The 21,643-nt window shown below is 67.9% G+C and carries 18 protein-coding genes; 5 read left to right on the forward strand and 13 right to left on the reverse strand.

From position 1 onward, the window contains the following. The first annotated feature begins 162 nt into the window (after positions 1-162). Positions 163-1,527 carry a DUF349 domain-containing protein gene (locus ACIPV5_RS11135; protein WP_285365566.1) on the forward strand — a complete coding sequence of 455 codons (1,365 nt, stop codon included), beginning with the start codon at positions 163-165 and terminating at the stop codon, positions 1,525-1,527. Positions 1,528-1,588: 61 nt separating this feature from the next. After that, positions 1,589-2,140 (forward strand): type IV toxin-antitoxin system AbiEi family antitoxin, encoded by a 552-nt coding sequence (locus ACIPV5_RS11140; protein WP_053096165.1) that lies wholly within the window; start codon positions 1,589-1,591, stop codon positions 2,138-2,140. On the opposite strand, the gene ACIPV5_RS11145 is transcribed toward ACIPV5_RS11140, so the two are convergent. The 8 genes from ACIPV5_RS11145 to ACIPV5_RS11180 form a co-directional block, all read right to left on the reverse strand. Further along, the gene (locus tag ACIPV5_RS11145) at positions 2,127-4,376 is read right to left on the reverse strand and encodes a bifunctional (p)ppGpp synthetase/guanosine-3',5'-bis(diphosphate) 3'-pyrophosphohydrolase (RefSeq protein ID WP_053096167.1); all 2,250 of its coding nucleotides are present in this window, start codon (positions 4,374-4,376) and stop codon (positions 2,127-2,129) included. The genes ACIPV5_RS11140 and ACIPV5_RS11145 overlap by 14 nt on opposite strands. 65 nt (positions 4,377-4,441) lie before the next feature. After that, positions 4,442-5,434, reverse strand: a complete 993-nt coding sequence (gene secF / locus ACIPV5_RS11150) for a protein translocase subunit SecF (RefSeq protein WP_056278783.1) — start codon at positions 5,432-5,434, stop codon at positions 4,442-4,444. After that, on the reverse strand, positions 5,434-7,164 hold the full coding sequence (gene secD, locus ACIPV5_RS11155; RefSeq protein ID WP_053096171.1) for a protein translocase subunit SecD: 1,731 nt from the start codon (positions 7,162-7,164) through the stop codon (positions 5,434-5,436). Before secD ends, secF begins: the two co-directional genes overlap by 1 nt. 52 nt (positions 7,165-7,216) lie before the next feature. Next, positions 7,217-7,630, reverse strand: a complete 414-nt coding sequence (gene yajC, locus ACIPV5_RS11160; protein ID WP_053096173.1) for a preprotein translocase subunit YajC — start codon at positions 7,628-7,630, stop codon at positions 7,217-7,219. Positions 7,631-7,711: 81 nt separating this feature from the next. Further along, positions 7,712-8,737 carry a Holliday junction branch migration DNA helicase RuvB gene (gene ruvB / locus ACIPV5_RS11165; RefSeq protein ID WP_053096175.1) on the reverse strand — a complete coding sequence of 342 codons (1,026 nt, stop codon included), beginning with the start codon at positions 8,735-8,737 and terminating at the stop codon, positions 7,712-7,714. Next, on the reverse strand, positions 8,730-9,335 hold the full coding sequence (ruvA, locus tag ACIPV5_RS11170; RefSeq protein WP_056278784.1) for a Holliday junction branch migration protein RuvA: 606 nt from the start codon (positions 9,333-9,335) through the stop codon (positions 8,730-8,732). The genes ruvB and ruvA overlap by 8 nt, the downstream gene beginning before the upstream one ends. Before the next feature lie 9 nt (positions 9,336-9,344). Continuing rightward, entirely contained in the window at positions 9,345-9,929 is a 585-nt protein-coding gene (ruvC, locus tag ACIPV5_RS11175; protein ID WP_053096180.1) for a crossover junction endodeoxyribonuclease RuvC, read from the reverse strand. A gap of 45 nt (positions 9,930-9,974) precedes the next feature. Beyond that, the gene (locus ACIPV5_RS11180) at positions 9,975-10,736 is read right to left on the reverse strand and encodes a YebC/PmpR family DNA-binding transcriptional regulator (protein WP_053096182.1); all 762 of its coding nucleotides are present in this window, start codon (positions 10,734-10,736) and stop codon (positions 9,975-9,977) included. 155 nt (positions 10,737-10,891) lie between these two features. Between ACIPV5_RS11180 and ACIPV5_RS11185 the strand changes: the two genes are divergently transcribed. Beyond that, entirely contained in the window at positions 10,892-12,271 is a 1,380-nt protein-coding gene (locus tag ACIPV5_RS11185) for a pyridoxal phosphate-dependent decarboxylase family protein (RefSeq protein WP_400341034.1), read from the forward strand. 15 nt (positions 12,272-12,286) lie between these two features. Here the strand turns inward: ACIPV5_RS11185 and ACIPV5_RS11190 are convergent, their stop codons facing one another. The 5 genes from ACIPV5_RS11190 to pdxS form a co-directional block, all read right to left on the reverse strand. Beyond that, positions 12,287-15,640 carry an ATP-binding protein gene (locus ACIPV5_RS11190; protein WP_400341265.1) on the reverse strand — a complete coding sequence of 1,118 codons (3,354 nt, stop codon included), beginning with the start codon at positions 15,638-15,640 and terminating at the stop codon, positions 12,287-12,289. Next, complete coding sequence (locus tag ACIPV5_RS11195) at positions 15,637-16,296, reverse strand: DUF4194 domain-containing protein (protein ID WP_053099121.1); 660 nt, start codon at positions 16,294-16,296, stop codon at positions 15,637-15,639. The genes ACIPV5_RS11190 and ACIPV5_RS11195 overlap by 4 nt, the downstream gene beginning before the upstream one ends. After that, a complete protein-coding gene (locus tag ACIPV5_RS11200) occupies positions 16,289-17,752 on the reverse strand; it encodes a DUF3375 domain-containing protein (protein ID WP_400341035.1) in 1,464 nt (487 codons plus the stop codon). Before ACIPV5_RS11200 ends, ACIPV5_RS11195 begins: the two co-directional genes overlap by 8 nt. Positions 17,753-17,825: 73 nt before the next feature. Further along, positions 17,826-18,431 carry a pyridoxal 5'-phosphate synthase glutaminase subunit PdxT gene (pdxT, locus tag ACIPV5_RS11205; RefSeq protein ID WP_187249671.1) on the reverse strand — a complete coding sequence of 202 codons (606 nt, stop codon included), beginning with the start codon at positions 18,429-18,431 and terminating at the stop codon, positions 17,826-17,828. Beyond that, positions 18,421-19,314 carry a pyridoxal 5'-phosphate synthase lyase subunit PdxS gene (gene pdxS / locus ACIPV5_RS11210; protein WP_400341036.1) on the reverse strand — a complete coding sequence of 298 codons (894 nt, stop codon included), beginning with the start codon at positions 19,312-19,314 and terminating at the stop codon, positions 18,421-18,423. Before pdxS ends, pdxT begins: the two co-directional genes overlap by 11 nt. Before the next feature lie 114 nt (positions 19,315-19,428). Between pdxS and ACIPV5_RS11215 the strand changes: the two genes are divergently transcribed. Both ACIPV5_RS11215 and pdxY read left to right on the forward strand, forming a co-directional pair. Then, complete coding sequence (locus ACIPV5_RS11215; RefSeq protein ID WP_400341037.1) at positions 19,429-20,736, forward strand: aminotransferase class I/II-fold pyridoxal phosphate-dependent enzyme; 1,308 nt, start codon at positions 19,429-19,431, stop codon at positions 20,734-20,736. A gap of 46 nt (positions 20,737-20,782) precedes the next feature. Continuing rightward, positions 20,783-21,634, forward strand: coding sequence for a pyridoxal kinase PdxY (gene pdxY, locus ACIPV5_RS11220; protein ID WP_056278788.1), 852 nt, complete (start codon positions 20,783-20,785; stop codon positions 21,632-21,634). Positions 21,635-21,643: the final 9 nt, after the last annotated feature.

Below are 21,643 nucleotides of genomic sequence, written 5' to 3' on the forward strand. Positions count from 1 at the left end.
GGTGTTTCCCGCATGTGACGCGCGGTGTTTCGTGCGTCGAACGATTCGCTCACAGAACGGTAACGGCCATTGTGAGATTCGACGACCACACTGCAACCTCGCTCTCGTACTAGGCTGAAGCTCGTCCTTTCCGCCTCCCGCGGGCCCTACCGCGCAAGGAGAATCACCGTGTCTGAGCCGTCCAAGCCGACTCCCCCCATTCCCGCTCCCCCGGCAGCGCCGCTGCCGCGAAAGCTGACCAAGCCCACTGCAGCGACTCCCGCAGCCGCAGCATCGCCCGCGACCTCCGCATCGAGTGCCGAGGCAGCGAAGTGGGGCCGTGTCGCCGAAGACGGCACGGTCGAGGTTCGCGAGGGCGACGAGTGGCGCGTGGTCGGGCAGTATCCCGACGGCACCCCCGACGAGGCACTCGCTTACTTCGTGCGCAAGTACGAGGACATCGCGTTCAAGGTGCACACGCTCGAGCAGCGTCACCAGGCCGGCGGCGCGTCTGCGGGTGACCTGGTCAAGCAGGCCGGTCATCTTCTCACCGAGGCCACCGACGCTGCCGCTGTGGGCGACCTCGCCGGACTCCGTGAGCGTCTGAACACGCTGACCTCCTCGCTCTCCGAGGCGACCGCTCAGGAGGCCCAGCAGGCCAAGGAGCTGGTCGACAAGGCCATCGCCGAGCGCACGGCTCTCGTCGAGCGCGCCGAGGCGATCGCAGCCCGCGACCTCTCGAAGGTGCAGTGGAAGCAGGTGACCGCCGAGCTCGGCGAACTCTTCGACGCGTGGCAGGCGCAGCAGCAGAACGGCCCTCGTCTGTCGAAGGGGGTGTCCCAGCAGCTCTGGAAGCGGTTCCGTGATGCGCGCGGCACCGTCGACAAGGCACGCCGCGCGTTCTACTCCGAGCTCGACGACACCCACAAGACCGCTCGTGACGCCAAGACGCGGCTGGTCGAGCGCGCCGAGGCTCTCGCTCCTCGCGGAGTCGACGGCATCCCCGCGTATCGCAGTCTGCTCGACGAGTGGAAGGCCGCCGGTCGCGCTGGTCGCAAGGCCGACGACGCGCTCTGGGCGCGATTCAAGGCAGCCGGCGACGCGCTGTACTCCGCTCGTGCCGAGCAGTCGGCGGCTGAAGAGGCGGACTCCGCCCCGAAGATCGAAGCGCGTCAGGCCCTTCTCGAAGAGGCCAAGGCAGTCGCAGACGAGCCGAACATCAAGCGCGCCCGCGCGCTGCTCACCGGCATCCAGCGCCAGTGGGATGAGATCGGCCGCATCTTCCCCCGCGAGAAGGAGCGCGCTCTCGACGATCGTCTCCGTGTGATCGAGCAGGCGCTCAAGGCACGCGAAGAGGTCGACTGGAAGAAGAACAACCCCGAGACCAAGGCACGCGCCAACGACATGAGCTCGCAGCTGCTCGAGGCGATCGAGAAGCTCGAGTCCGAGCTGGCCGCCGCAGAGAAGTCGGGAGACAAGAAGGCCGCCAAGGCCGCGGCGGATGCACTCGAAGCGCGCCGCACCTGGCTCAACGCCCTCGGCGGCTGACCTTCTCCACAGATCTCCGGATCGAATCAGTACGCGGGATGCACCGCGCCAGACTGGCGTGATGCATCCCGCGTTCCTGTATCTGCCCGGCCAACGCCTCACGATCCCCGAACTCAGCGCGGCGAGGCTCGACGGGCATCTCGTCGATCTGGGCGAGGGGTACATCCCCGCCGATCTCGTCGAGAGCGCAAGCGCGAGAGCAGCCGCGCTCGCGCCCCTCGTCCCTGCGGACACGGCCGCCTCCGGCCCGACGGCAGCTTGGATCCACGGTGCCGGCGACACTCCCCCTGCACGCCATCACGTCCGGCGCGCAGTGAGCCATCGGATTCGCCCCGCACTGCCCGCACGAGTGATCCTTCATGACACAGCGTTGCCGCCGTCGGATCTCGTCGTGATCGGCGGCGTACCGGTGATGACGCCGGAGCGCACCATGGTCGATCTCGCTCTCGGACTCCACCGCGACGGATCCCTGCATCGGTGGATGGTGCTCCTCGCCGACGCCGAACCGGATCTCGTATCCGCTGCGCTTCGGGAGCTCGAGCGCATGACCCGTGTGCCGGGAAAGCGCGCCGGACGCGGCGCGCTCGAGAGGATTCTCGTCAGGACGAGGTGACGCGGTACACGTCATACACCGCGTCGATGCGACGCACCGCGTTCAGCACCCGGTCGAGGTGGACGGCATCGCCCATCTCGAAGACGAAGCGGCTGATGGCGAGGCGTTCGTCGGTGGTGCTGACGGTCGCAGACAGGATGTTGACGTGATGCTCGCTCAGCACCCGGGTGACATCGGAGAGCAGCCCCGACCGGTCGAGGGCCTCGACCTGGATCTGCACCCGGAAGACGCTCTTCGTCGTCGGGGCCCATGACACCTCGACGAAGCGGTCCTCCTCGCTCGCGAGCGCCTTGACGTTCGGGCAGTCCGTGCGGTGCACGGACACGCCGCTGCCACGCGTCACGAAACCGACGATCTCGTCTCCGGGAACCGGCGTGCAGCACTTCGCGACCTTCACGAGGATGTCCGATGCTCCGCGCACCAGGACACCCGAATCCCCTGCCCGTGGCTCCCGCGACGGCATGCTGCCGGGGAGGTCGATCGGACCTGTGGCGGGATCGGTCGCCGCGACCAGCGCGGTGACCTTCTCGAGCACGGACTGCGTGGAGACGTGACCTTCGCCCACGGCGGCATACAGCGCAGAGACGTCCTCATAGCGGAGCTGATGTGCGACCTCGGCGAACGAGTCCTGGCTCATCAGGCGCTGCAGCGGCATGTTCTGGCGGCGCATCGCGCGAGCGATGGCCTCCTTGCCCTGCTCGATCGCCTCTTCGCGACGCTCCTTCGTGAACCATCCGCGGATCTTGTTGCGTGCGCGGGTGCTCTTGACGAAGCCGAGCCAATCCTGGCTCGGGCCGGCGTCGGGGTTCTTCGAGGTGAAGACCTCGACCACGTCACCGCTCTTGAGCTCCGATTCCAACGGCACGAGGCGCCCGTTGACCTTCGAGCCCATCGTGCGGTGGCCGATCTCGGTGTGCACGGCGTACGCGAAGTCGACCGGCGTCGCACCCGCCGGTAGCCCGACGACGCGCCCCTTCGGCGTGAAGACGTAGACCTCTTTCGCGCCGATCTCGAAGCGCAGAGAGTCGAGGAACTCGCCGGGATCCGCCGTCTCGGCCTGCCAGTCCGAGATGTGCGCGAGCCACGCCATGTCGTTGTCGGCGGCGCGGACCTCGGTCTTGCCGCCGTTCATCCGCTCTTTGTACATCCAGTGCGCGGCGACGCCGTACTCCGCCTGCTGGTGCATCTCGTGCGTGCGGATCTGGATCTCGACCGTCCGACCCGACGGTCCGATCACCGTGGTGTGCAGCGACTGGTAGAGGTTGAACTTCGGGGTGGCGATGTAGTCCTTGAAGCGACCGGGCAGCGGCGTCCAGCGCGCGTGGATGGCGCCGAGCACCGCGTAGCAGTCGCGCACCGACGCGACCAGCACGCGGATGCCGATCAGGTCGTAGATGTCGTCGAACTCGCGGCCTCGAACGACCATCTTCTGGTACACCGAGTACAGCTGCTTCGGACGCCCGACGACCTTGCCTCGGATGCGCAGATCGCGCAGGTCCTCGTCGATCTCCTCGACGACCTGAGCGAGGTACTTCTCGCGCTGCGGGGTGCGCTGGGCGATCAGGTTGTGGATCTCGTTGTAGATCTTCGGATGCAGCACGGCGAACGAGAGGTCCTCGAGCTCGGACTTGATCGCCTGGATACCGAGGCGGTTGGCCAGAGGCGCGTAGATCTCGAGCGTCTCCTTGGCCTTCTTCGCAGCTTTCTCGGGCGGGACGAATCCCCACGTGCGGGCGTTGTGCAGGCGGTCGGCGAGCTTGATCAGCAGGACGCGGATGTCCTTCGACATCGCGACGATCATCTTGCGGACGGTCTCGGCCTGGGCGCTCTCGCCGTACTTGACCTTGTCGAGCTTGGTGACGCCGTCGACGAGCATCGCGACCTCGTCGCCGAACTCCGCCGTGAGGTCGGTGAGCGCATAGCCGGTGTCTTCGACGGTGTCGTGCAGCAGCGCCGCAGCGATGGCTCGAGGACCCAGGCCCATCTCCGCGAGAATCTGCGCGACGGCGAGCGGGTGCGTGATGTAGGGCTCGCCGCTCTGGCGCTGCTGGCCGGTGTGCTTCTCCTTGGCCACGGCGTAGGCGCGCTCGATGACGGCGAGATCGCCTCGCGGGTGATTCGCACGGACCGTGCGGATCAGATTGTCGAGGTCGTTGATCCTGGGCGCGCGGGAGAAGATGCGGGGAACCAGTCGTCTCAGGCTGGAGCCCTGCGACGCCGTCTGCGGTTCCGCCATCCGCTCACCTCCGAATCACAACAGCTTACGCGTGCTCCACGGGGTGCGGCCCCGCGGAGCGGGGACTATCGGGTCTCTGCGGTCGCGAGGCTTCGCGCCTCGCGGATCTTGGCATCTCGTGCCGCGATCTGCGGCTCGTTCTCGCGGAAGAGCGAGTAGAGCGGCGCGGCCACGAACAGGGTCGAGTAGGTCGCGACCAGGATGCCGACGAAGATCGAGAGCGAGATGTCCGTGAGGGACTCGGCGCCCAGCCAGAAGGCTCCGATGAAAAGGACCGCGCCGACCGGCAGTGCGGCGACGACCGAGGTGTTGATCGATCGGATGAGCGTCTGGTTCACCGCCAGGTTGACCGACTCGCCGAAGGTTCGCGTCGAGTTCTCGCCGTCCTCCGTGGTGTTCTCCCTGATCTTGTCGAACACCACCGTGGTGTCATACAGCGAGTAGGCGAGGATCGTCAGGAATCCGATGACCGCGGCCGGTGAGATCTCGAACCCGGCCAGGGCGTAGACGCCGACCGTGATGACGAGGACGTCTAGCAGGCCGAGGATCGCTGCCGCGGACATCTTCCACGTCCGGAAGTAGATCGCGAGGATCAGGAACGTCAGTGCGAGGAAGATCGCGAGACCCCAGAGGGACTGCTTGGTGACGTTCTCACCCCACGCCGGTCCGATGAACGACGAGGTCACGCTCTCGGGCTCGACGCCATAGGCATCGGCGAGGGCGTTGGAGACCTGCTGCGTCTCGGCAGCGCTCATCTGATCGGTCTGGACGCGGATGTCGTTGCCGCCCACCACGACGACCTTGGTCGCCGCACCGGGTACGACCGACTGCACCGCGGTCTTCGCGGTCTCCTGCTCGAAGCTGTCGGGCGCCTGCACGGTGAACTGCGACCCGCCCGTGAACTCGATCGAGAACTGGATCGGGCGGATGAGCGGCACCAGCGCCGAGCCGACGACCAGCACGATCGCGATGATGAACCACAGGCGGCGCTTGCCGACGAACGGGAAGGACGTCTTTCCCGTGTAGAGGTTGTTACCGAACTCGTTCATGGAAGCCATCAGGCGTCCCCCTCGCTTCCGGTGCGGGTGGTTCTCTCACCGGCTAGTGCTTCGGCGCGCTTGCGCTCTGCGATGGTCTGACGGCGCTCGGCTTCGCCCTTGGCTCTGGCGTTCTTCGCCCCGCGGCCCGCGGTGGCGGTTGACACCTGACGGAACTGCGATCGGCTGCGGTACACCGCACCGAGCGATTCGGGATCGAGGCCGGAGAGCTTGTGGCCCCCGCCGAAGAACTTGGTGCGGGCGAGCAGCTGCATCACCGGGTGCGTGAAGATCACGAAGATGAACACGTCGATGAGGGTCGTGAGCCCCAGAGTGAAGGCGAAGCCCTTCACTGTGGAGTCCGCGAGGATGTACAGCACCACTGCCGCGAGGATGTTGATCGACTTCGAGATGTAGATCGTGCGCTTCGCTCTGCCCCAGCCGTCTTCGACCGCCGAGGTGATCGACTTTCCGTCGCGGAGCTCGTCTCGGATCCTCTCGAAGTACACGATGAACGAGTCGGCGGTGAAGCCGATCGAGACGATGAGGCCCGCGACGCCGGCGAGCGACAGGCGGAAGCCCAATCGCCACGCGAGGATGCAGATGATGATGTACGTCAGAACCGCCATCACGGCGATGGACGCGATGATCACGGAGCCGAGCGCCCGATAGACGATCAGTGAGTAGATCGCCACGAGTGCGAGACCGATGAGGCCCGCGATGAGACCGATCTGAAGCTGCTGGGTGCCGAGGGTCGCGGAGATGGTGTCGGAGCTCTGAACCTCGAAGCTCAGGGGCAGGGCGCCGAATTTGAGCTGGTCGGCGAGGGCAGTCGCCGACTCCTGGTTGAAGTCTCCCGAGATGCTCGGGCGACCGTCGAGGATCTGTCCGTTCATGCGCGGTGCGCTGATCACCGATCCGTCGAGGACGAAGGCGAACTGATCACGCGGCGAGAGCTCCGCGAGGCGGTTCTGGTTGAGGCGGGTGCTCACCTCGCCGAAGGCCTCGGCGCCGTCGCCGTTCATCGTCAGCTGGACGAGCCACGCGCCCGTCTTCGGGTCGCGGCCCGCGGATGCGTCGGTGATGGCGTCACCCGTGAGCTCGGTCGGACCGAGGAGGTACTTCGCCTGGCCCGAGGGATCGCACGCGATGAGCGGCTGGTCCTTGGGCGCATTCGAGGGGTCGTTCTCGGGGTTGGCGCAGTCGTAGGCCTGGAACTCCGCGGCGAGCCTGTCGGTCACCCAGGCGAGGTCGCTCGCGTCCGTCGGCTCGGCCGTCGGCGTCGCGTTCAGCGAGTCGTCCGGGGTCGGATACGCCGTCTCGTTGCCGTCTTCACCCACGTACTGATTCGTGCCGGCCGTCGTGGCGAGCACCGGGCGGAACTCCAGCTGCGCGCTCGACTGGATGCGCGCACGCGTCTGCTCGTCTGCGACACCGGGGATCTGCACCACGATGTTGCGGCCGCCCTCGGTGGTGATGTCGGCCTCGGCCACACCGGACGCATCGACGCGCTGGCGGATGATCGCGGCCGCCTGATCGAGCTGCTCCGGGGAGGGCGCAGCGCCGTCCTCGGTCTCGGCACTGAGCACGATCTGCGTGCCGCCCTGCAGGTCGAGCGCGAGCTCAGGGGTCCAGGAGCTCTTCTCGAACACGTGGACGCCGAGCGCGTTGATGCCGAAGAGGACGCCCGTCACCAGGAGCAGGCCCATGAGAACCCGCCAGGCATGACGGACCGGAGAAGAAGTGGCCACGTGTGATCAGCTTTCTAAGATGCCGGAGTGCCGAGGTGGTGCAGCGCGAAGGCTACTTGTCGTCGGCGTCGCGCTCGAGACGGCGACGGGTCTCCTCGGGAGTCTCGAGGGCCGGAGCGTCGTCGACGACGGGAACGTCGTTCACGATCGGTGCATCCTCGGCGGCGAGCACTGCCGGGTCGGTCTCGATCGCGTCCTTGGGCTCGACGATGCGCAGGATCGCCTGGCTGTGCACCTCGATGACGGTGCCGGGAGCGATCTCGACGAGCGCGGGCGAGTCGAGGTCGTCGTGGTCGTAGGCCACGATCGTGCCGTAGATACCACCCTGGAGGAGCACCTTGACCCCGGGAACGGTCTTGGTCGCCTTCTCCTCCTGCTCAGCCTTCATCTGCTTCTGGCGCTTGCGTCCGTTGACGAACATGAAGACGACGAGAACGGCGAGAAGGCCGAAGAGGAGGATTTCCATGGGCATGGTGGCAAAGGGCCTTTCTCAGGTGCGCGCACCACAGGACGGTCGCGCAGTTCTATCAGGGGAAGTCTTCAGCGATTATAGGTCATCAAGTCGGAGCGCCCCGTCCGGGTGCGCGATGCCGAGGTGGCTGTAGGCCTCCGGCATGGCGACGCGACCTCGAGGTGTGCGACCCAGGAATCCGATGCGCACGAGATAGGGCTCGACGACGCTCTCGACCGTCTCGGCCTCCTCGCCCACGGCGACCGCGAGCGTGCTGAGCCCCACGGGACCCCCGCGGAAGCGCCGAACGAGCGCCTCGAGCACCGCTCTGTCGAGGCGGTCCAGTCCGATGGGGTCGACGTCGTAGAGCTCCAGCGCGGCCTTGACCCCGACCAGGGAGGCCGCGCCGCCGCCGTGAACGAGCGCATAGTCGCGCACTCGACGCAGCAGGCGGTTCGCGATACGAGGAGTGCCGCGCGAGCGACGGGCGATCTCCGACAGTGAATCCCGCGGCAGATCGACGCCCAGCATGAGGGCCGAGCGTGCGATGACGCGCTCGAGCTCCGCCTCCTCGTAGAACTCCAGGTGACCGGTGAAGCCGAAGCGATCCCGCAGCGGGTTCGGCAGCAGACCCGAGCGCGTCGTCGCACCCACGAGCGTGAACGGTGCGAGGTCCAGCGGGATGCTGGTCGCCCCCGCGCCCTTTCCCACCATGATGTCGATGCGGAAGTCCTCCATCGCGAGATAGAGCATCTCCTCCGCCGACCGCGCCATCCGGTGGATCTCGTCGATGAACAGCACCTCGCCGGGCACGAGGCTCGAGAGGAGCGCGGCGAGGTCGCCGGCGTGCTGGATCGCCGGTCCGCTCGAGAGGCGCAGCGGACGTTCGCTCTCGTGCGCGACGATCATCGCCAGCGTGGTCTTGCCGAGCCCGGGCGGGCCCGCGAGCAGGATGTGGTCGGGCGGGCGATTCTGGATCCGTGCGGCATCGAGGAGCAGCTGGAGCTGCCCCCGCACCTTCTGCTGACCGACGAACTCACCCAGGCTCGTGGGTCGCAGGGCTCCCTCGATCGCCAGCTCGGTGTCGTCTGAGGGCTCGGCGGCGTCGCGGATGTCAGACACGCGCCGGCCCCAGCAGTGCGAGCGTGCGGCGCAGCAACGGTGCGACGGCTGCCCGCTCGGCCTCAGAGGCCTCCGCGGCCGTCTGCGCGGCGGCCTCGGCGGCGACCTTTTCGGACCACCCCAGACCGACGAGCGCGGCAGCGACCTGATCGACGACGTCGACGGGTCCGTTCGCGGCGGGCTTCGACGCCGCGCCCACCGGATGCACCTTGCCCGCGAGCTGGAGGACGATGAGCTTGGCGGTCTTGGGGCCGATACCCGAGACACGGCGGAACGGGGCGTCATCCTCCGATGTCACGGCTTCCGCGATCTGGTCGACGGTGAGATGCGACAGCACCCCCAGCGCCGACTTCGGCCCGACGCCGGTCACGCTGATCAGCAGACCGAAGATCTCCAGCTCGCTGCGGTCGGCGAAACCGTAGAGCGACAGCGCATCCTCGCGCACGATGAGGCTCGTGTGCAGCATCAGCTTCTCGCCGACGGTCGCGGTGTGAGCCACGTCTGCGGGCACCGAGACGGAGAACCCGACTCCCCCGACGTCGATGATGACCTGATCGGCGGTCGAGTGGAGGACAGCGCCGTGCAGCGAGGAGATCATCCGCCCAGCCTACGCACCCGATCGTAGATATGTTCGAGCGACACGCTCCGCGTCGGCCCAAGCCTTCTGGGCCGGGGTGAGCGCATCCACACCCGGGACCCCCGCTGCGCCCCGACGCCACGCGTGGCAGAGCGCGATCGCGAGGGCGTCAGCGGCATCCGGCGGCTGCGGCGGCGCATCCAGGCGCAGGATCCGGGCGATCATGGTCTGCACCTGACGCTTGTCCGCCGAGCCGTAGCCGGTGACCGCCGCCTTGACCTCGCTCGGAGTGTGCGTGGCCGCCGGGAGTCCTGCCTCAGCAGCGAGCAGCAGAGCCACGCCGCTCGCCTGGGCGGTGCCCATCACCGTGTGACTGTTCTGCTGCGCGAACACGCGCTCGACCGCGACAGCGTCGGGCCGATGGAGCTCCAGCACTTCTCGGATGCCCGCGGCGACGATCGCGAGTCGTTCGCCGATCGGGAGATCGGGCGCCGAGCGGATGACTCCGACATGCACCAGCGTCCCTCGTCGAGCCCGGTCGACGTCGACGACCCCCACGCCGCACCGGGTGAGACCCGGGTCTATGCCGAGCACGCGAAGCGAGGAGGAGGTCACTCCCCCAGGCTAAGCGTCTCGTCCGACGGCACGCGGTCGGCGCGCCTACGCGTCGTCGTTCTCGAGCTCGGCCTGCACCTCGGCGGTGAGATCGAAGTTGGTGAAGACGTTCTGCACGTCCTCGCTGTCTTCGAGTGCATCGATGAGGCGGAAGATCTTGCGAGCGGTGTCGGCGTCGATCTCGACCTTGAGGTTCGGCACGAACTCGACGTCGGCGGATTCGTAGTCGATTCCCGCCTCCTGCAGCGCGCTGCGGACGGTCACGAGATCCGTCGCCTCGGTGATGATCTCGAAGCCCTCGGCGTGCGGCTCGATCTCTTCGGCCCCCGCTTCGAGCGCGGCCATCATCACGTCATCCTCGGTGGTCCCCTCGGAGCCGACCACGATCACGCCCTTGCGGCTGAAGTTGTAGGCGACGCTGCCCGGGTCGGCGAGGGTTCCGCCGTTGCGGCTGAGAGCAGTGCGGACCTCGGCCGCAGCACGGTTCTTGTTGTCGGTCAGACATTCGATCATCATCGCGACGCCGTTGGGTCCGTACCCCTCGTACATGATCGAGGTGTACTCGACCGCTTCGCCGCCGATGCCCGCGCCGCGCTTCACTGCGCGATCGATGTTGTCCTTCGGGACCGACGTCTTCTTCGCCTTCTGCACCGCGTCAAACAGCGTCGGGTTTCCCTGCAGGTCGGCTCCGCCGAGCTTGGCCGCGACCTCGATGTTCTTGATGAGCTTGGCCCAGGACTTGGCGCGCCTGGAGTCGATGATGGCCTTCTTGTGCTTCGTGGTGGCCCACTTGGAATGCCCGGACATAATTCTCCGCTCGTCGTATCCGCCCGTGGGCACGGCCCAGGGCATCGTCCATTCTATCGAACCATGCCCGCGGCCTGTGGCCGCACACGGAGCGGCGGCCTCCTGTTCCCGTGATCGCTCTGGTGTGAGGGCAGGCGTGGGTGTAGTCCTGACACATGGACCAGAGCGTCGACGATGACAGGATCCGCGGACTGGACGCCGCCCACCGAGCAGCACTCGAGTTCCTCGGGTCGCTCGACGACAGACCGGTGTGGCCGCGGGCGACCCTCGCCGAGATGCTCGACGCCTTCGGCGGCCCCCTGCCCGCCGAAGGCATGGACCCGGAAGAGCTGATCGGCGAGATCGTGTCGCGGGCGGACCCCGGTCTCGTCGCGATCCCCGGAGGACGATTCTTCGGGTTCGTCATCGGCGGCACGCACCCCGCTGCCCTCGCCGCCGACTGGCTCGTGTCCGCTTGGGACCAGAATTCGGGATCCGCCCTGCTCACGCCGACGACCGTGGCGTTGGAGCGCATAGCCGGCCGGTGGATGCTCGACATCCTGGGCCTGCCCGACGACGCGAGCGTCGGATTCGTCACCGGCGGCCAGATGGCGAACTTCACCTGCCTCGCGACGGCACGGAACGCCGTTCTCGCTCGAGTCGGCTGGAACCTCAGCGAGAAGGGACTGCACGGATCTCCGCAGATGCGCTTCGTCGTAGGTGCCGACCGCCATGGGTCGATCGACCGTGCAGCGCGGTTCCTCGGGATCGGACGCACCGGCATCACTGCCGTCGAATCCGACGCGCAGGGGCGCATGCGACCAGACGCCCTGGACAGCGTCCTCGCGGACGGCTCCGGACCGACCATCGTCTGTCTACAGGCCGGAGAAGTGCACACCGGCGCATTCGACGACTTCGCTGCCCTCATACCGATAGCCCATCGGCACGGAGCCTGGGTGCACGTCGACGGCGCATTCGGCCTCTGGGCCGCGGCCTCCGAGTCGCTGCGGCCGCTGACGGCGGGCATGTCCGACGCCGATTCGTGGGCGACAGACGCGCATAAGACGCTCAACGTGCCCTACGACTGCGGCATGGCGATCGTCCGCGACCCTGCGGACTCGATCGCCGCGTTCCGCACGGGTGGCGACTACCTCATCTACACGAGTCTGGACCCGTGGGACGTGACGCCGGAACTGTCCCGGCGCGCACGCGGCGTGCCCGCGTGGGCGGCGATGCGCAGCCTCGGACGGGACGGCATCTCGAACCTGATCGACAGGCTGCACGAGAACGCGGTGGCGATGGCCGAGGGGCTCACGACGATCGACGGCATCCGCATCCTCAACGACGTCGACTACACGCAGGTCATGTTCTGTCTCGATTCCGATGAGGCGACGCGACGGCTGGGTGAGGCCGTGCTCGTGGAGGGCACCGCCGCCATGACCGGGGCCGAGTGGAGAGGTCGCGCTGCGCTGCGCTGCTCGATGTCGTCCTGGGCGACGACCCGGGACGACATCGACCGCACGGTCGGCGCGATCCGAACTCTCGTGTCGCGCTGACCAATATCGCCGGTGTCACTCGGCGGGCAGACCGACCTTCGGCCGTGCCCAGGAGCGGCCGCGCGTGTCCTTGAGGATGTCGTACTCCACGTCGACATGCGGTTCGATGGCGCTGTACTTGTCGTTCGGCGCACCGATCACGAGCTGGAAGCCGAGACCCCGCCATGCTCCGATCGCACGCTTCGTGAAGTGCGCGTCCGCCTTGATCAGGGCCTCGTCCATGAACACGGGTGCATACCTCGGACGCTCGGCACCCGCGTCGCCGAGCTGGTAGCGCAGTGCCGCGCCCACGATGAAGGCGACCAGCTCCTGCGACTCTCCACCCGATTTCTCGCCGATGTGGTCGTAGAGCGCGACATGCTCCCGGGTCGTCGCATGGACCCGCTCCGCGCTCACCCGCACATGGTTGCGCACGTCGATGAGCTCGGCGAAGTCGGGAGCCGTGCGTCGCATCCGACCGATGAGACGGCTCATCCTCCGGTAGACGCTCTCACGATCGACATCCGTCTCCGCTGCGTCGATGAGGCTGCGCACCTCGCGAAGCTCCTTTCGGAATCGCCTGCGCGCCTCGGACTGGTTCTCGCGCGGTGTGATCTGAAGACGGTGATCATCGTCGTAGAACGGCAGCTCCTCCATGATCCTGTTGATCGGGTCGATGCGGTTCTTGATCTCGCGCAGTGCACGACCCAGCGTCGAATCCAGGCTCGTCAGATCGTTTCCGGAGAGCTTGAGGAGGCTGTCTCGCCATTCGGATTCCAGCTCGTGCAGGCCGTTGGTCTCGAGCGCCACGAGGATGCTCTCGAACTCCGCGACCGACTCGTCGGGGTCGGGGAGGATCGTGAGCGTATCCCAGCGCTCGAGGAAACCGGTCATCAGGCGTCGCATCTGCTCACGCTGCTCGGCGTGCGCCGCGGCTGCCGACGTGCGATCCTCGAGCAGTCTGGTCGCGGCCGTGCGCAATGCGGCGTCGAGGTGAGCGAGGCGCTCCGACGCCGTCACGCTGACGGCCGCGTCTGCTCCGAGGAAGCGCGCGTCGAGGAACGAACGATGCCGCTCCTCCAGCGCGATCTCGGCCGCCTCAGCCGCATCGACGATCCGCTGACAGTCGTCGACCTGGTCGGTGACCTCCACCCAACGGTCCTGAGCGAGTGTGAGGTCTCCCCCGAGTCGGGAGCTCTCGTCGCGCAGACGGCCGACCCGTCTTCTGAGCTCCTCGGCCTGCGACTTCAGCTCGGCGATCTTCGGGTTCTCGTCGGTGACCTCCGCCTCCACTGCGACCCATCGCGCGCGCTCCGCCGTGACGGCCTCGACGTCGATCTGATCCCAGGTGAGGTCCTCGATCTTCGCGTGCGCCTTGGACGTCGCCTCGATCCGGTCGAGGTCGGCCTCGGCGTCCGCAGCGGCCTGAGTCGCAGCATCGCGGCGGCTCTCGAGCTGGCTGATCTGCTCGTCGAGCTCGCGAAGACGGCGCGCGTTCGAGAATCCGAGCATGTTCGCCCGGCCATGCCCGCCATGGGACCCGCGGTCTCCGTGCGACACCTGCCCCGCGAGCGTCAGCGCGCGAGGGTGCTCGGCGAGCTCGGTCGACGAGTCCACGCACACGTACTCGAACCGCTCACGGAGTCGCTGCTGAAGCCATCCGGTGAACGGCGTCGATCGGTGATCGAGACGACCGGGGAGCGTGCGGGGGTCCGCCGTCCGAGACTCGGCGACGCCCGTCGGGACGCCTTCGTAGCTGATCCGCTCAGCGATGCGCACCGACTCGATGGCCGCACGGAACCGCCCGAGGTCCGCGACATCGACGAGCAATGTCCGCGCGAACCCGCCGAGGGCGAGGTTGAACGCGTCCCGCCAGGGCTCGAACTCGGTGCGCACCTCGATGAGCTCACCGACGAAGGGCAGATCCGTCGGGGTGAGCCCGGCCGCCTGGGCGAGGAGAGTTCTCGCCTCATGCAGATGCGCGGGCATGCTCCCGCGGAGCTCACGGGTGCGGTCCTGCTCGGCACGCGCCCGACTCAGCTCGCTCTCGACCGCTCGGCGCGACGACTCTGCATCGGCGAAGGCGGCGCGGGCTCCGCGCAGTCCGCTCTGCGGGAGCTCCCGGCCGACGCGGGCGAGCAGTTCCTCGAGATCGGATGCGGTGCGCACCTCGGCGCCGAGCTCCCTGGCGACGCTGTCGAAGCGCGCCCGCTCGCGTTGGACGTCCTCCAGTCGGCGCTCGACACCCCGCAGCTCGCGCTGAGCGGTGTCGAGGCGGTCGCCTCCGGACTGCCGCAGGACGTCGAGCAGGCCCTCCCGCTCGACCTCGGCGGCGGCGATCAGTGCGTTCTTCTCGCGGACGGCCAGCTGCAGCGCCTGGGTGCGGTCACGCAGATCCGCCTCCACCTCGCGCAGCAGATCGAGGCGGCGCTCGGCGCTCCACAGGGACGCGAGGGAGGTCGGCTCCGAGAAGACCCCGACCTCGTCCACGACGCTCATCCGCGCCGACGCCGCCTCGATGCGCTGCGAGATCTCGCGGATCGGCTCGAGAGCCGCCACCTGCTGCTTGGCGACGAGCATCCGCGTCCGGGTGCTCTCCAACTCATCGAAATGAGCGACCACCGCGTCCGCGGTCGCCATCGTCTCGGGCTCCTCGAGCACGAGCTTCTTGTAGAGGTCGTCGACCGTCGTGATCTGCTGACCGGCCTGGATGCGGGCCAGAAGACTGATCGCCTTCGCCCCCGAACCGGCCGCGCCGATGCCGAGCACGGCGTGAAGTCGAGCCGAGAACTCGCGGTCGGTCGCCACGGGCTCCAGCCCGACGGCGCGCACCGACGCGTCACTGAGTCGCTGGACCGCAGCGCGTTCGAGCTGCGAGAGGTCGAAGGCGCCGTCGATCGTGGCCCGCAATCGCGTGGTGTCCTCGAGGGTGCGGGCGTCCGCGGGGATGTACCACCCGCGCACCGCCGTGAAGCGCGAGCCGTCGTGATCCAACCACGTCATCGAGACGGCGCTCCAGGTGTCCTCGCCGTCGCCGCGCAGCACGCGGAGCTTCGTCCCCTCCTCGGTGCGGGACTCGTCGATCTTGCCGCGCCCGTACGACAGGATGTTCCGCTGCTCGTCGCCGCGGGGACGGCCCGTGACGCCGCCGTTGGACGCGCCGTTGAAGGGCGTCGTGTGCGGCATCATCAGCGCGATGTAGCCGTCCATGAGCGTCGACTTGCCCGACCCCGATCCGCCGCACAGCAGGGTCGCATCGGGCGAGAACCGCACGCGGTGGGGACCGCCGTCGTAGCCGCCCCAGTTGATGAGCTGGAGCTCCTCCGCGACCCACTGCTGACCGCGTGAGCTCGCGGGGATCATCCCGAAGAGCGTGTCCATCATCGTCATCGCGCCACCACCGCCTGGGATCGCAGCCACTCCCGCAGCTCCTTGAGCGTCTCCGCACTGAGCACCACCTCCACGAGCGCGGTGATCCGGTAGCGTCCGCTGGTCTCCTCCTGCACGATGCCCTCTCGATCCAGCCGATCCAATGCGCTGCGGATGGCGCGCTGCTGCTTCGCGGTTCCGCCGTCGACGTCCGCGAAGTAGCTCAGCACGGTCTGCTCGACGTCCTCGATGTCGATCCGCACTGAACCCTCGCCGGACGCGGACTCGCGCTGGTAGACGGTCCGCAGGTGCACCAGGACGAGCGTCTCGGCGCGCGAGTACGGAGAGTCCTTCAGCAGCACGGGCATCTCGACCTCGTCAGAGCGCAGCTGCTGCTTGTACGCGAACCCTCTGGCGTGATCGATGATCAGACGCAGGTAGATGTCGTTGAGCCGCGACTCGATCACCTGCTGGTGCTCGAGCAGCAGCGTCCACTCACGTCGGTTGCGCTCCATCGAGATGAAACGCCGCTGGAGCAGGTGCACGAGCACGCGCCTGATCTCGGGATCGAGCGTGCCGCGATCGCCGGGGAAGTGCGCCTCGAGGTCGTCCTCCATCGCCGTCGGAGCGATGAACCCCTCGTCCGCGCCGGCTGTGGTGAGGTCGTCGTCACTCATCATCTGAATCCTCTTTCGTGCTGCGGGCGGTCACGGCGCCGAATGCGAATCGCCTGCTCGTGCCGTCCGGGCGCAATGCTTCGACCGTCGAGATGCCATCTCCCTCGGTGAGGCCGTTCCGGTGCGCGATCTCGAGCAGACCGAGCAGATCGACAGGGCGCCGAGCCGCGTCGGGCACCGACCGGAAGGCATCGGCGAGGTCGAAGTCCGTCCCCAGCCCGGCGACGTATTCCTCGAGCTCCGCATATCTCGGACCACCCCAGGCGCGCGTGTCGTGATCGAGGAAGTCGACGTCATCGGCGTCGGCGAGGGGCGCCGGTGCACGCGGCGGGCGGATATCGCTGGTGGTCTGACGCAGATGCCCGAGATCGATCAGCGGCATGCTGCGCACCGGGTCGACGACCGTCGCCGGGCCGGTCCATCCGTGGAGCCCGGCGATGACGTCGCGCAGGAGGTCGTCGATCTGACGATCGCGCAGCGGATCGTGCGTCTTCACCTGGCCGGTGATCACGTGCGAAGCGCGGCGCTGCGCAGCCAGCACCTCCTCCACTCCCTGCTCTACGCGTCGACCGATGGCGTCGAGCTCGGCGCGCTGCGCGGCGTCGAGCATACGGGCGAAGGGCCGGCCGAGCAGCCCGCGAAGCTGCTCCGTGAGGGCATCGATGCGATCGGGGTCGCCGATCAGACGCAGGGCTCCTGCGAACGCGCGCCCCTCCGGTGTCGACTGCATCACATCCTGGGCGCGCTGCAGATACTCGCGGAGCACTTCGCTCGTCGGTCTCTCGTCCCTGCGCAGGTGGGCGACGACGTCGCGTTGCATCGACCTGAGCGACTCGGCGACGCGCGTGAAATCGGCGGGCAGTTCGCGTGCCAGGTGCAGGACGTTCTCGGCCTCCTCGAGGAGCTCCTCATCGTCGGCAGGGTCGGCATGCCCGGTCTCCTGGATGCGAGCGATCTCTGCGTCGAGCAGATCGCGTTCGTCATACAGACGCGCCAGCCGCCGGACCGGGTCGACCTCCGCGCTCACCGACAGGTGGTCGACCGCGTCGAGGAGGGTGCGCACGCGGGAGTTGGACACGCGCGTGCGCCCTCCGCCGGTGCGGCCGGATATCTCGAGTGCTGCGACGGCATGCGCAGACAGGCGGTAGACCTCGACGTCGTCGTCGATCTGCTGGATCAGCCAGCCGAGGCGCACCCAGTTCCGGCACACGTCCCGGCCGCTCCCGGACGGAAGCCGCCTGTCGTCGTCGTACCCCGCCGCTCGGAGTTCATCGAGCACCTCGCCCAGCTCGGCGTGCGCATCCGCGACCGCGACAGACGCCCGGTCGGCGGTGAACAGAAGAGTGAGCGACGCGACCACGAACGGGGCGAACCGACCGTGCAGCAGATCGAGTGTCGGGGTGCTGAATGCGGTGACGGCACGCGCATACGCGGCCTCAGCCCTGGATCCAGTCACTCGAACGAGAATAGTCCGACCTCGGGCCCTCGCCTGTCACGCCCCGGTCCGTGGCGGGTCGCACGGCATGGCGTCAACGGCGCGAGGTGCGCTCCCGGACTCCCGCGAGGAACAGCTCGTGAAAGCGCGTCTCGCCGTCGACCTCGGGGTGGAAGCTGGTGCCGACGAGTGGGCCCTGCCGCACGGCGACGATTCTGCCGTCCGGAAGCGAGGCGACCACCTCGACCCGCTCGCCTGCGCGTTCGACGATCGGAGCTCGGATGAACGTCGCGTGCACGGGCACCTCACCGAGCGCCGGAACGTCGAGGTCCATCTCGAAGGACTCCGTCTGGCGCCCGAAGGCATTACGGCGCACGGCGATGTCCAGGCCGCCGAATGACTGCTGTCCCTCGATGCCGTCGAGTACTTGATCGGCGAGAAGGATCAGCCCGGCGCACGTCCCGTACACGGGGAGCCCCGCAGCGATCGCGTCCCTGATCGGCTCCTGCATCCCGAATGTGCGCGACAGCTTGTCGATCACGCTGGACTCGCCGCCGGGGATGACGAGACCGTCGACAGACGCAAGCTCCTCCGGGCGGCGCACCAGCGCCACCTCGGCTCCGAGTCCCGCGAGCAGGGCGGCGTGCTCGCGCACGTCGCCCTGCAGCGCGAGGACGCCGACCCGTGGACTACCAGCCACGCTCGGCCAGGCGGTGCGGCGCGGGGAGGTCGGAGACGTTGATGCCGACCATGGCCTCGCCGAGTCCGCGTGAGACCTCGGCGATCACCTTGGCGTCATCGAAGAAGGTGGTCGCCTTGACGATCGCCTTGGCGCGCTCCGCCGGGTTGCCGGACTTGAAGATGCCCGAGCCCACGAAGACGCCGTCGGCGCCCAGCTGCATCATCATCGCTGCATCCGCGGGGGTCGCGACGCCACCCGCGACGAACAGCACGACGGGGAGCTTGCCGGTCTCGGCGATCTCGGCCACGAGCTCGTACGGCGCCTGCAGCTCTTTCGCCGCGACGAACAGCTCGTCATTCGGAAGAGCCGTGAGAGCCGCGATCTCGCCACGGATCTTCCTGATGTGCTTCATCGCCTCGGAGACATCCCCCGTGCCGGCCTCACCCTTGGAGCGGATCATCGCCGCGCCCTCATTGATGCGGCGCAGCGCCTCACCGAGGTTGGTGGCACCGCAGACGAAGGGCACAGCGAAGCCGTGCTTGTCGATGTGGTTCACGTAGTCGGCGGGAGAGAGCACCTCGGACTCGTCGATGTAGTCGACGCCGAGCTCCTGCAGCACCTGCGCTTCGACGAAGTGACCGATGCGTGCCTTCGCCATGACGGGGATCGACACCGACGCGATGATACTGTCGATCATGTCGGGGTCGCTCATGCGCGAGACACCGCCCTGTGCGCGGATGTCGGCGGGAACCCGCTCGAGCGCCATGACGGCGACGGCGCCCGCGTCTTCGGCGATCTTGGCCTGATCGGCGGTGACCACGTCCATGATCACTCCGCCCTTGAGCATCTCGGCGAGACCGCGCTTGACGCGCGAGGATCCGGTGGTGGTCTGTTCGGTCATGAGAGCTCCTGTCGGGGAAGCACGATGTGCATGAGTGTGTCGAACGATGTCTCGTTTGATCTAGGCCAAACAGTAGCACTGTCCGGAACGACCTAGAATCGGGGGTGAGGACACATGAGCGACCAGATCACCGGAACGACCGCAGCGGACATCGCCGACAGCGTGCGCGGTCTGCGCGAGCGCGGTGTGCTGCGCGCCGGCAGTCCCCTCCCTCCCGTGCGGGAGCTCGCCACGACCCTCGGAGTCAATCGCAACACCGCGGTCGCCGCATACCGACAGCTCGCTCAGGCCGGGCTCGTGATCTCCCGAGGTCGCGCCGGCACGGTCATCGCCGGTCTCGAGTCGGTGGCCCAGGAGGGCTACGCCTCCGATACGGTGCTGCGCGACGTCGGGACCGGCAACCCGGACCCTCGACTGATCCCCGATCCATCGCATGCGCTGGCCACGGTGGCCGGTCGTCCGGTGCTCTACGGCGAGCCCGTCATCGACCCGGGGCTGCAGGACTGGGCGCGCGAATGGATCGCGCATGATCTCGGTCACCTCGACTTCGGCATCACCGTCACGAGCGGCGCCGTCGACGCCGTCGAGCGACTACTCGCGCAGGCGCTGATGCGCGACGATGCCGTCGCACTCGAGGATCCCTGCTTCCTGGCGAGCATCCACACGGTCCGACTCGGCGGGTATCGGGCCGTTCCCGTGCCGGTGGACGAACAGGGGATGACGGTCGAGGGGCTGCGCGCCGCCTTGGATGCCGGCGTGCGAGCGGTGATCTGCACCCCGCGCGCTCAGAACCCGACGGGGGCGAGTCTCACGGCCGCTCGTGCGGCGGAGCTGCGCGCCGTGCTCGCCGCTCATCCGTACGTGCTGATCATCGAGGACGATCACTTCTCGATGCTGTCGCAGCGTCCATACGAATCGCTGATCGGCCCGGACCACCGGCGGTTCGCGCTGGTGCGCTCGGTCTCGAAGTTCCTCGGGCCGGACATGTGCCTCGCCATCGCGGCGACGGATGCCACCACGGCAGAGCGCCTCGCCATGCGTCTGAGTCCCGGAACCACCTGGGTCAGCCACCTGCTGCAGCGTCTCACCCTCACTCAGCTGACCGACGAGTCGGTGCTCGCACGCATCGCCGACGCCCGCGAGCACTACGCGGCACGCAATGCGGCCTTCGCGTCGCGGCTGCGCGAGCATGGCCTCGACTCCCCCGCCACCGACGGTCTGAGCCTGTGGATCGAGTTGCCGAAGCCGGCGCGCATCGTCGCCGAACGCCTCATGCGTCGGGGCTGGCTCGCTCGAACCGGCGACGACTTCGCCCTCGACGAACGCGCCGATCCGTCGCGCCATCTGCGCCTCACAGTGCATGATCTGTCCGAAGACGACACTGCGACACTCGTCGCCGACCTCGTATCGGCCGCACGATGACCCACCGCCGCGGGAGCATTCCCGCTCTGAAAGAAAGGATCGGGGAATGAAGGTCCTCTCCATCCAGTCCGCCGTCGCGTACGGGCATGTCGGGAACTCCGCCGCGGTCTTCCCGTTGCAGCGCATCGGCGTCGAGGTTCTGCCGGTCTACACCGTGAACTTCTCCAATCACACCGGCTACGGCGCCTGGCGCGGTCCGCTCATCTCTCCGAACGACGTGCGCGAGGTCATCACGGGCATCGAGGAGCGCGGCGTGTTCGGCGAGATCGACGCGGTGCTGAGCGGTTACCAGGGCGGCGAGGGCATCGGCGATGTGATCATCGACGCCGTGGCGCGCGTCAAGGCCGCCAATCCCGCCGCCGTGTACGCCTGCGATCCGGTGATGGGCAACGCGAAGTCAGGATGCTTCGTCGCCCCGGCCATCCCGATCCTGCTGCGCGAGAAGGTCGTGCCGGCTGCCGACATCATCACCCCGAACCAGTTCGAGCTCGGGTTCCTGACCGGCACCGAGCCCGACACGCTCGAGTCCACCCTGGCCTCGGTCGACCTGGCCATGGCGATGGGACCGAGCACGGTGCTGGTCACGAGCGTCGAGCGGCCGGACCGTGAGGACGACACGATCGAGATGCTCGTGGCCGACGCCGCAGGAGCCTGGATCGTGCAGACGCCTCGGCTTCCGATGAAGGCGAACGGCTCGGGCGACGTCACCGCGGCGCTCTTCACGGCCCACTATGTCGGATCCGGTGACGCGAAGACGGCGCTCGAGCGCACCGCGTCCAGCGTGTTCGACCTGCTCGCCGCGACCCTCGAGTCGGGTGCGCGCGAGCTGCAGCTCGTCGAAGCGCAGGAGTTCTACGCGAACCCTCGGATGCAGTTCACGGCACGCCAGGTGCGCTGACCCGCGATT

It is taken from the genome of Microbacterium sp. NPDC090014, from assembly GCF_044748285.1.
Classification (GTDB): Bacteria; Actinomycetota; Actinomycetes; order Actinomycetales; family Microbacteriaceae; genus Microbacterium.

Bases quoted from the DNA above. Each gene is read 5' to 3' on its own strand.
- pdxS (WP_400341036.1), bottom strand. From the start codon at position 19,314: ATGACCGAACAGACCACCACCGGATCCTCGCGCGTCAAGCGCGGTCTC.
- ACIPV5_RS11195 (WP_053099121.1), bottom strand. From the start codon at position 16,296: ATGAGTGACGACGACCTCACCACAGCCGGCGCGGACGAGGGGTTCATC.
- ruvA (WP_056278784.1), bottom strand. From the start codon at position 9,335: ATGATCTCCTCGCTGCACGGCGCTGTCCTCCACTCGACCGCCGATCAG.
- pdxY (WP_056278788.1), top strand. From the start codon at position 20,783: ATGAAGGTCCTCTCCATCCAGTCCGCCGTCGCGTACGGGCATGTCGGG.
- yajC (WP_053096173.1), bottom strand. From the start codon at position 7,630: ATGGAAATCCTCCTCTTCGGCCTTCTCGCCGTTCTCGTCGTCTTCATG.
- ACIPV5_RS11180 (WP_053096182.1), bottom strand. From the start codon at position 10,736: ATGTCCGGGCATTCCAAGTGGGCCACCACGAAGCACAAGAAGGCCATC.
- ACIPV5_RS11215 (WP_400341037.1), top strand. From the start codon at position 19,429: ATGAGCGACCAGATCACCGGAACGACCGCAGCGGACATCGCCGACAGC.
- ACIPV5_RS11185 (WP_400341034.1), top strand. From the start codon at position 10,892: ATGGACCAGAGCGTCGACGATGACAGGATCCGCGGACTGGACGCCGCC.
- ACIPV5_RS11140 (WP_053096165.1), top strand. From the start codon at position 1,589: ATGCATCCCGCGTTCCTGTATCTGCCCGGCCAACGCCTCACGATCCCC.
- ACIPV5_RS11190 (WP_400341265.1), bottom strand. From the start codon at position 15,640: ATGACGATGATGGACACGCTCTTCGGGATGATCCCCGCGAGCTCACGC.
- secF (WP_056278783.1), bottom strand. From the start codon at position 5,434: ATGGCTTCCATGAACGAGTTCGGTAACAACCTCTACACGGGAAAGACG.
- ACIPV5_RS11145 (WP_053096167.1), bottom strand. From the start codon at position 4,376: ATGGCGGAACCGCAGACGGCGTCGCAGGGCTCCAGCCTGAGACGACTG.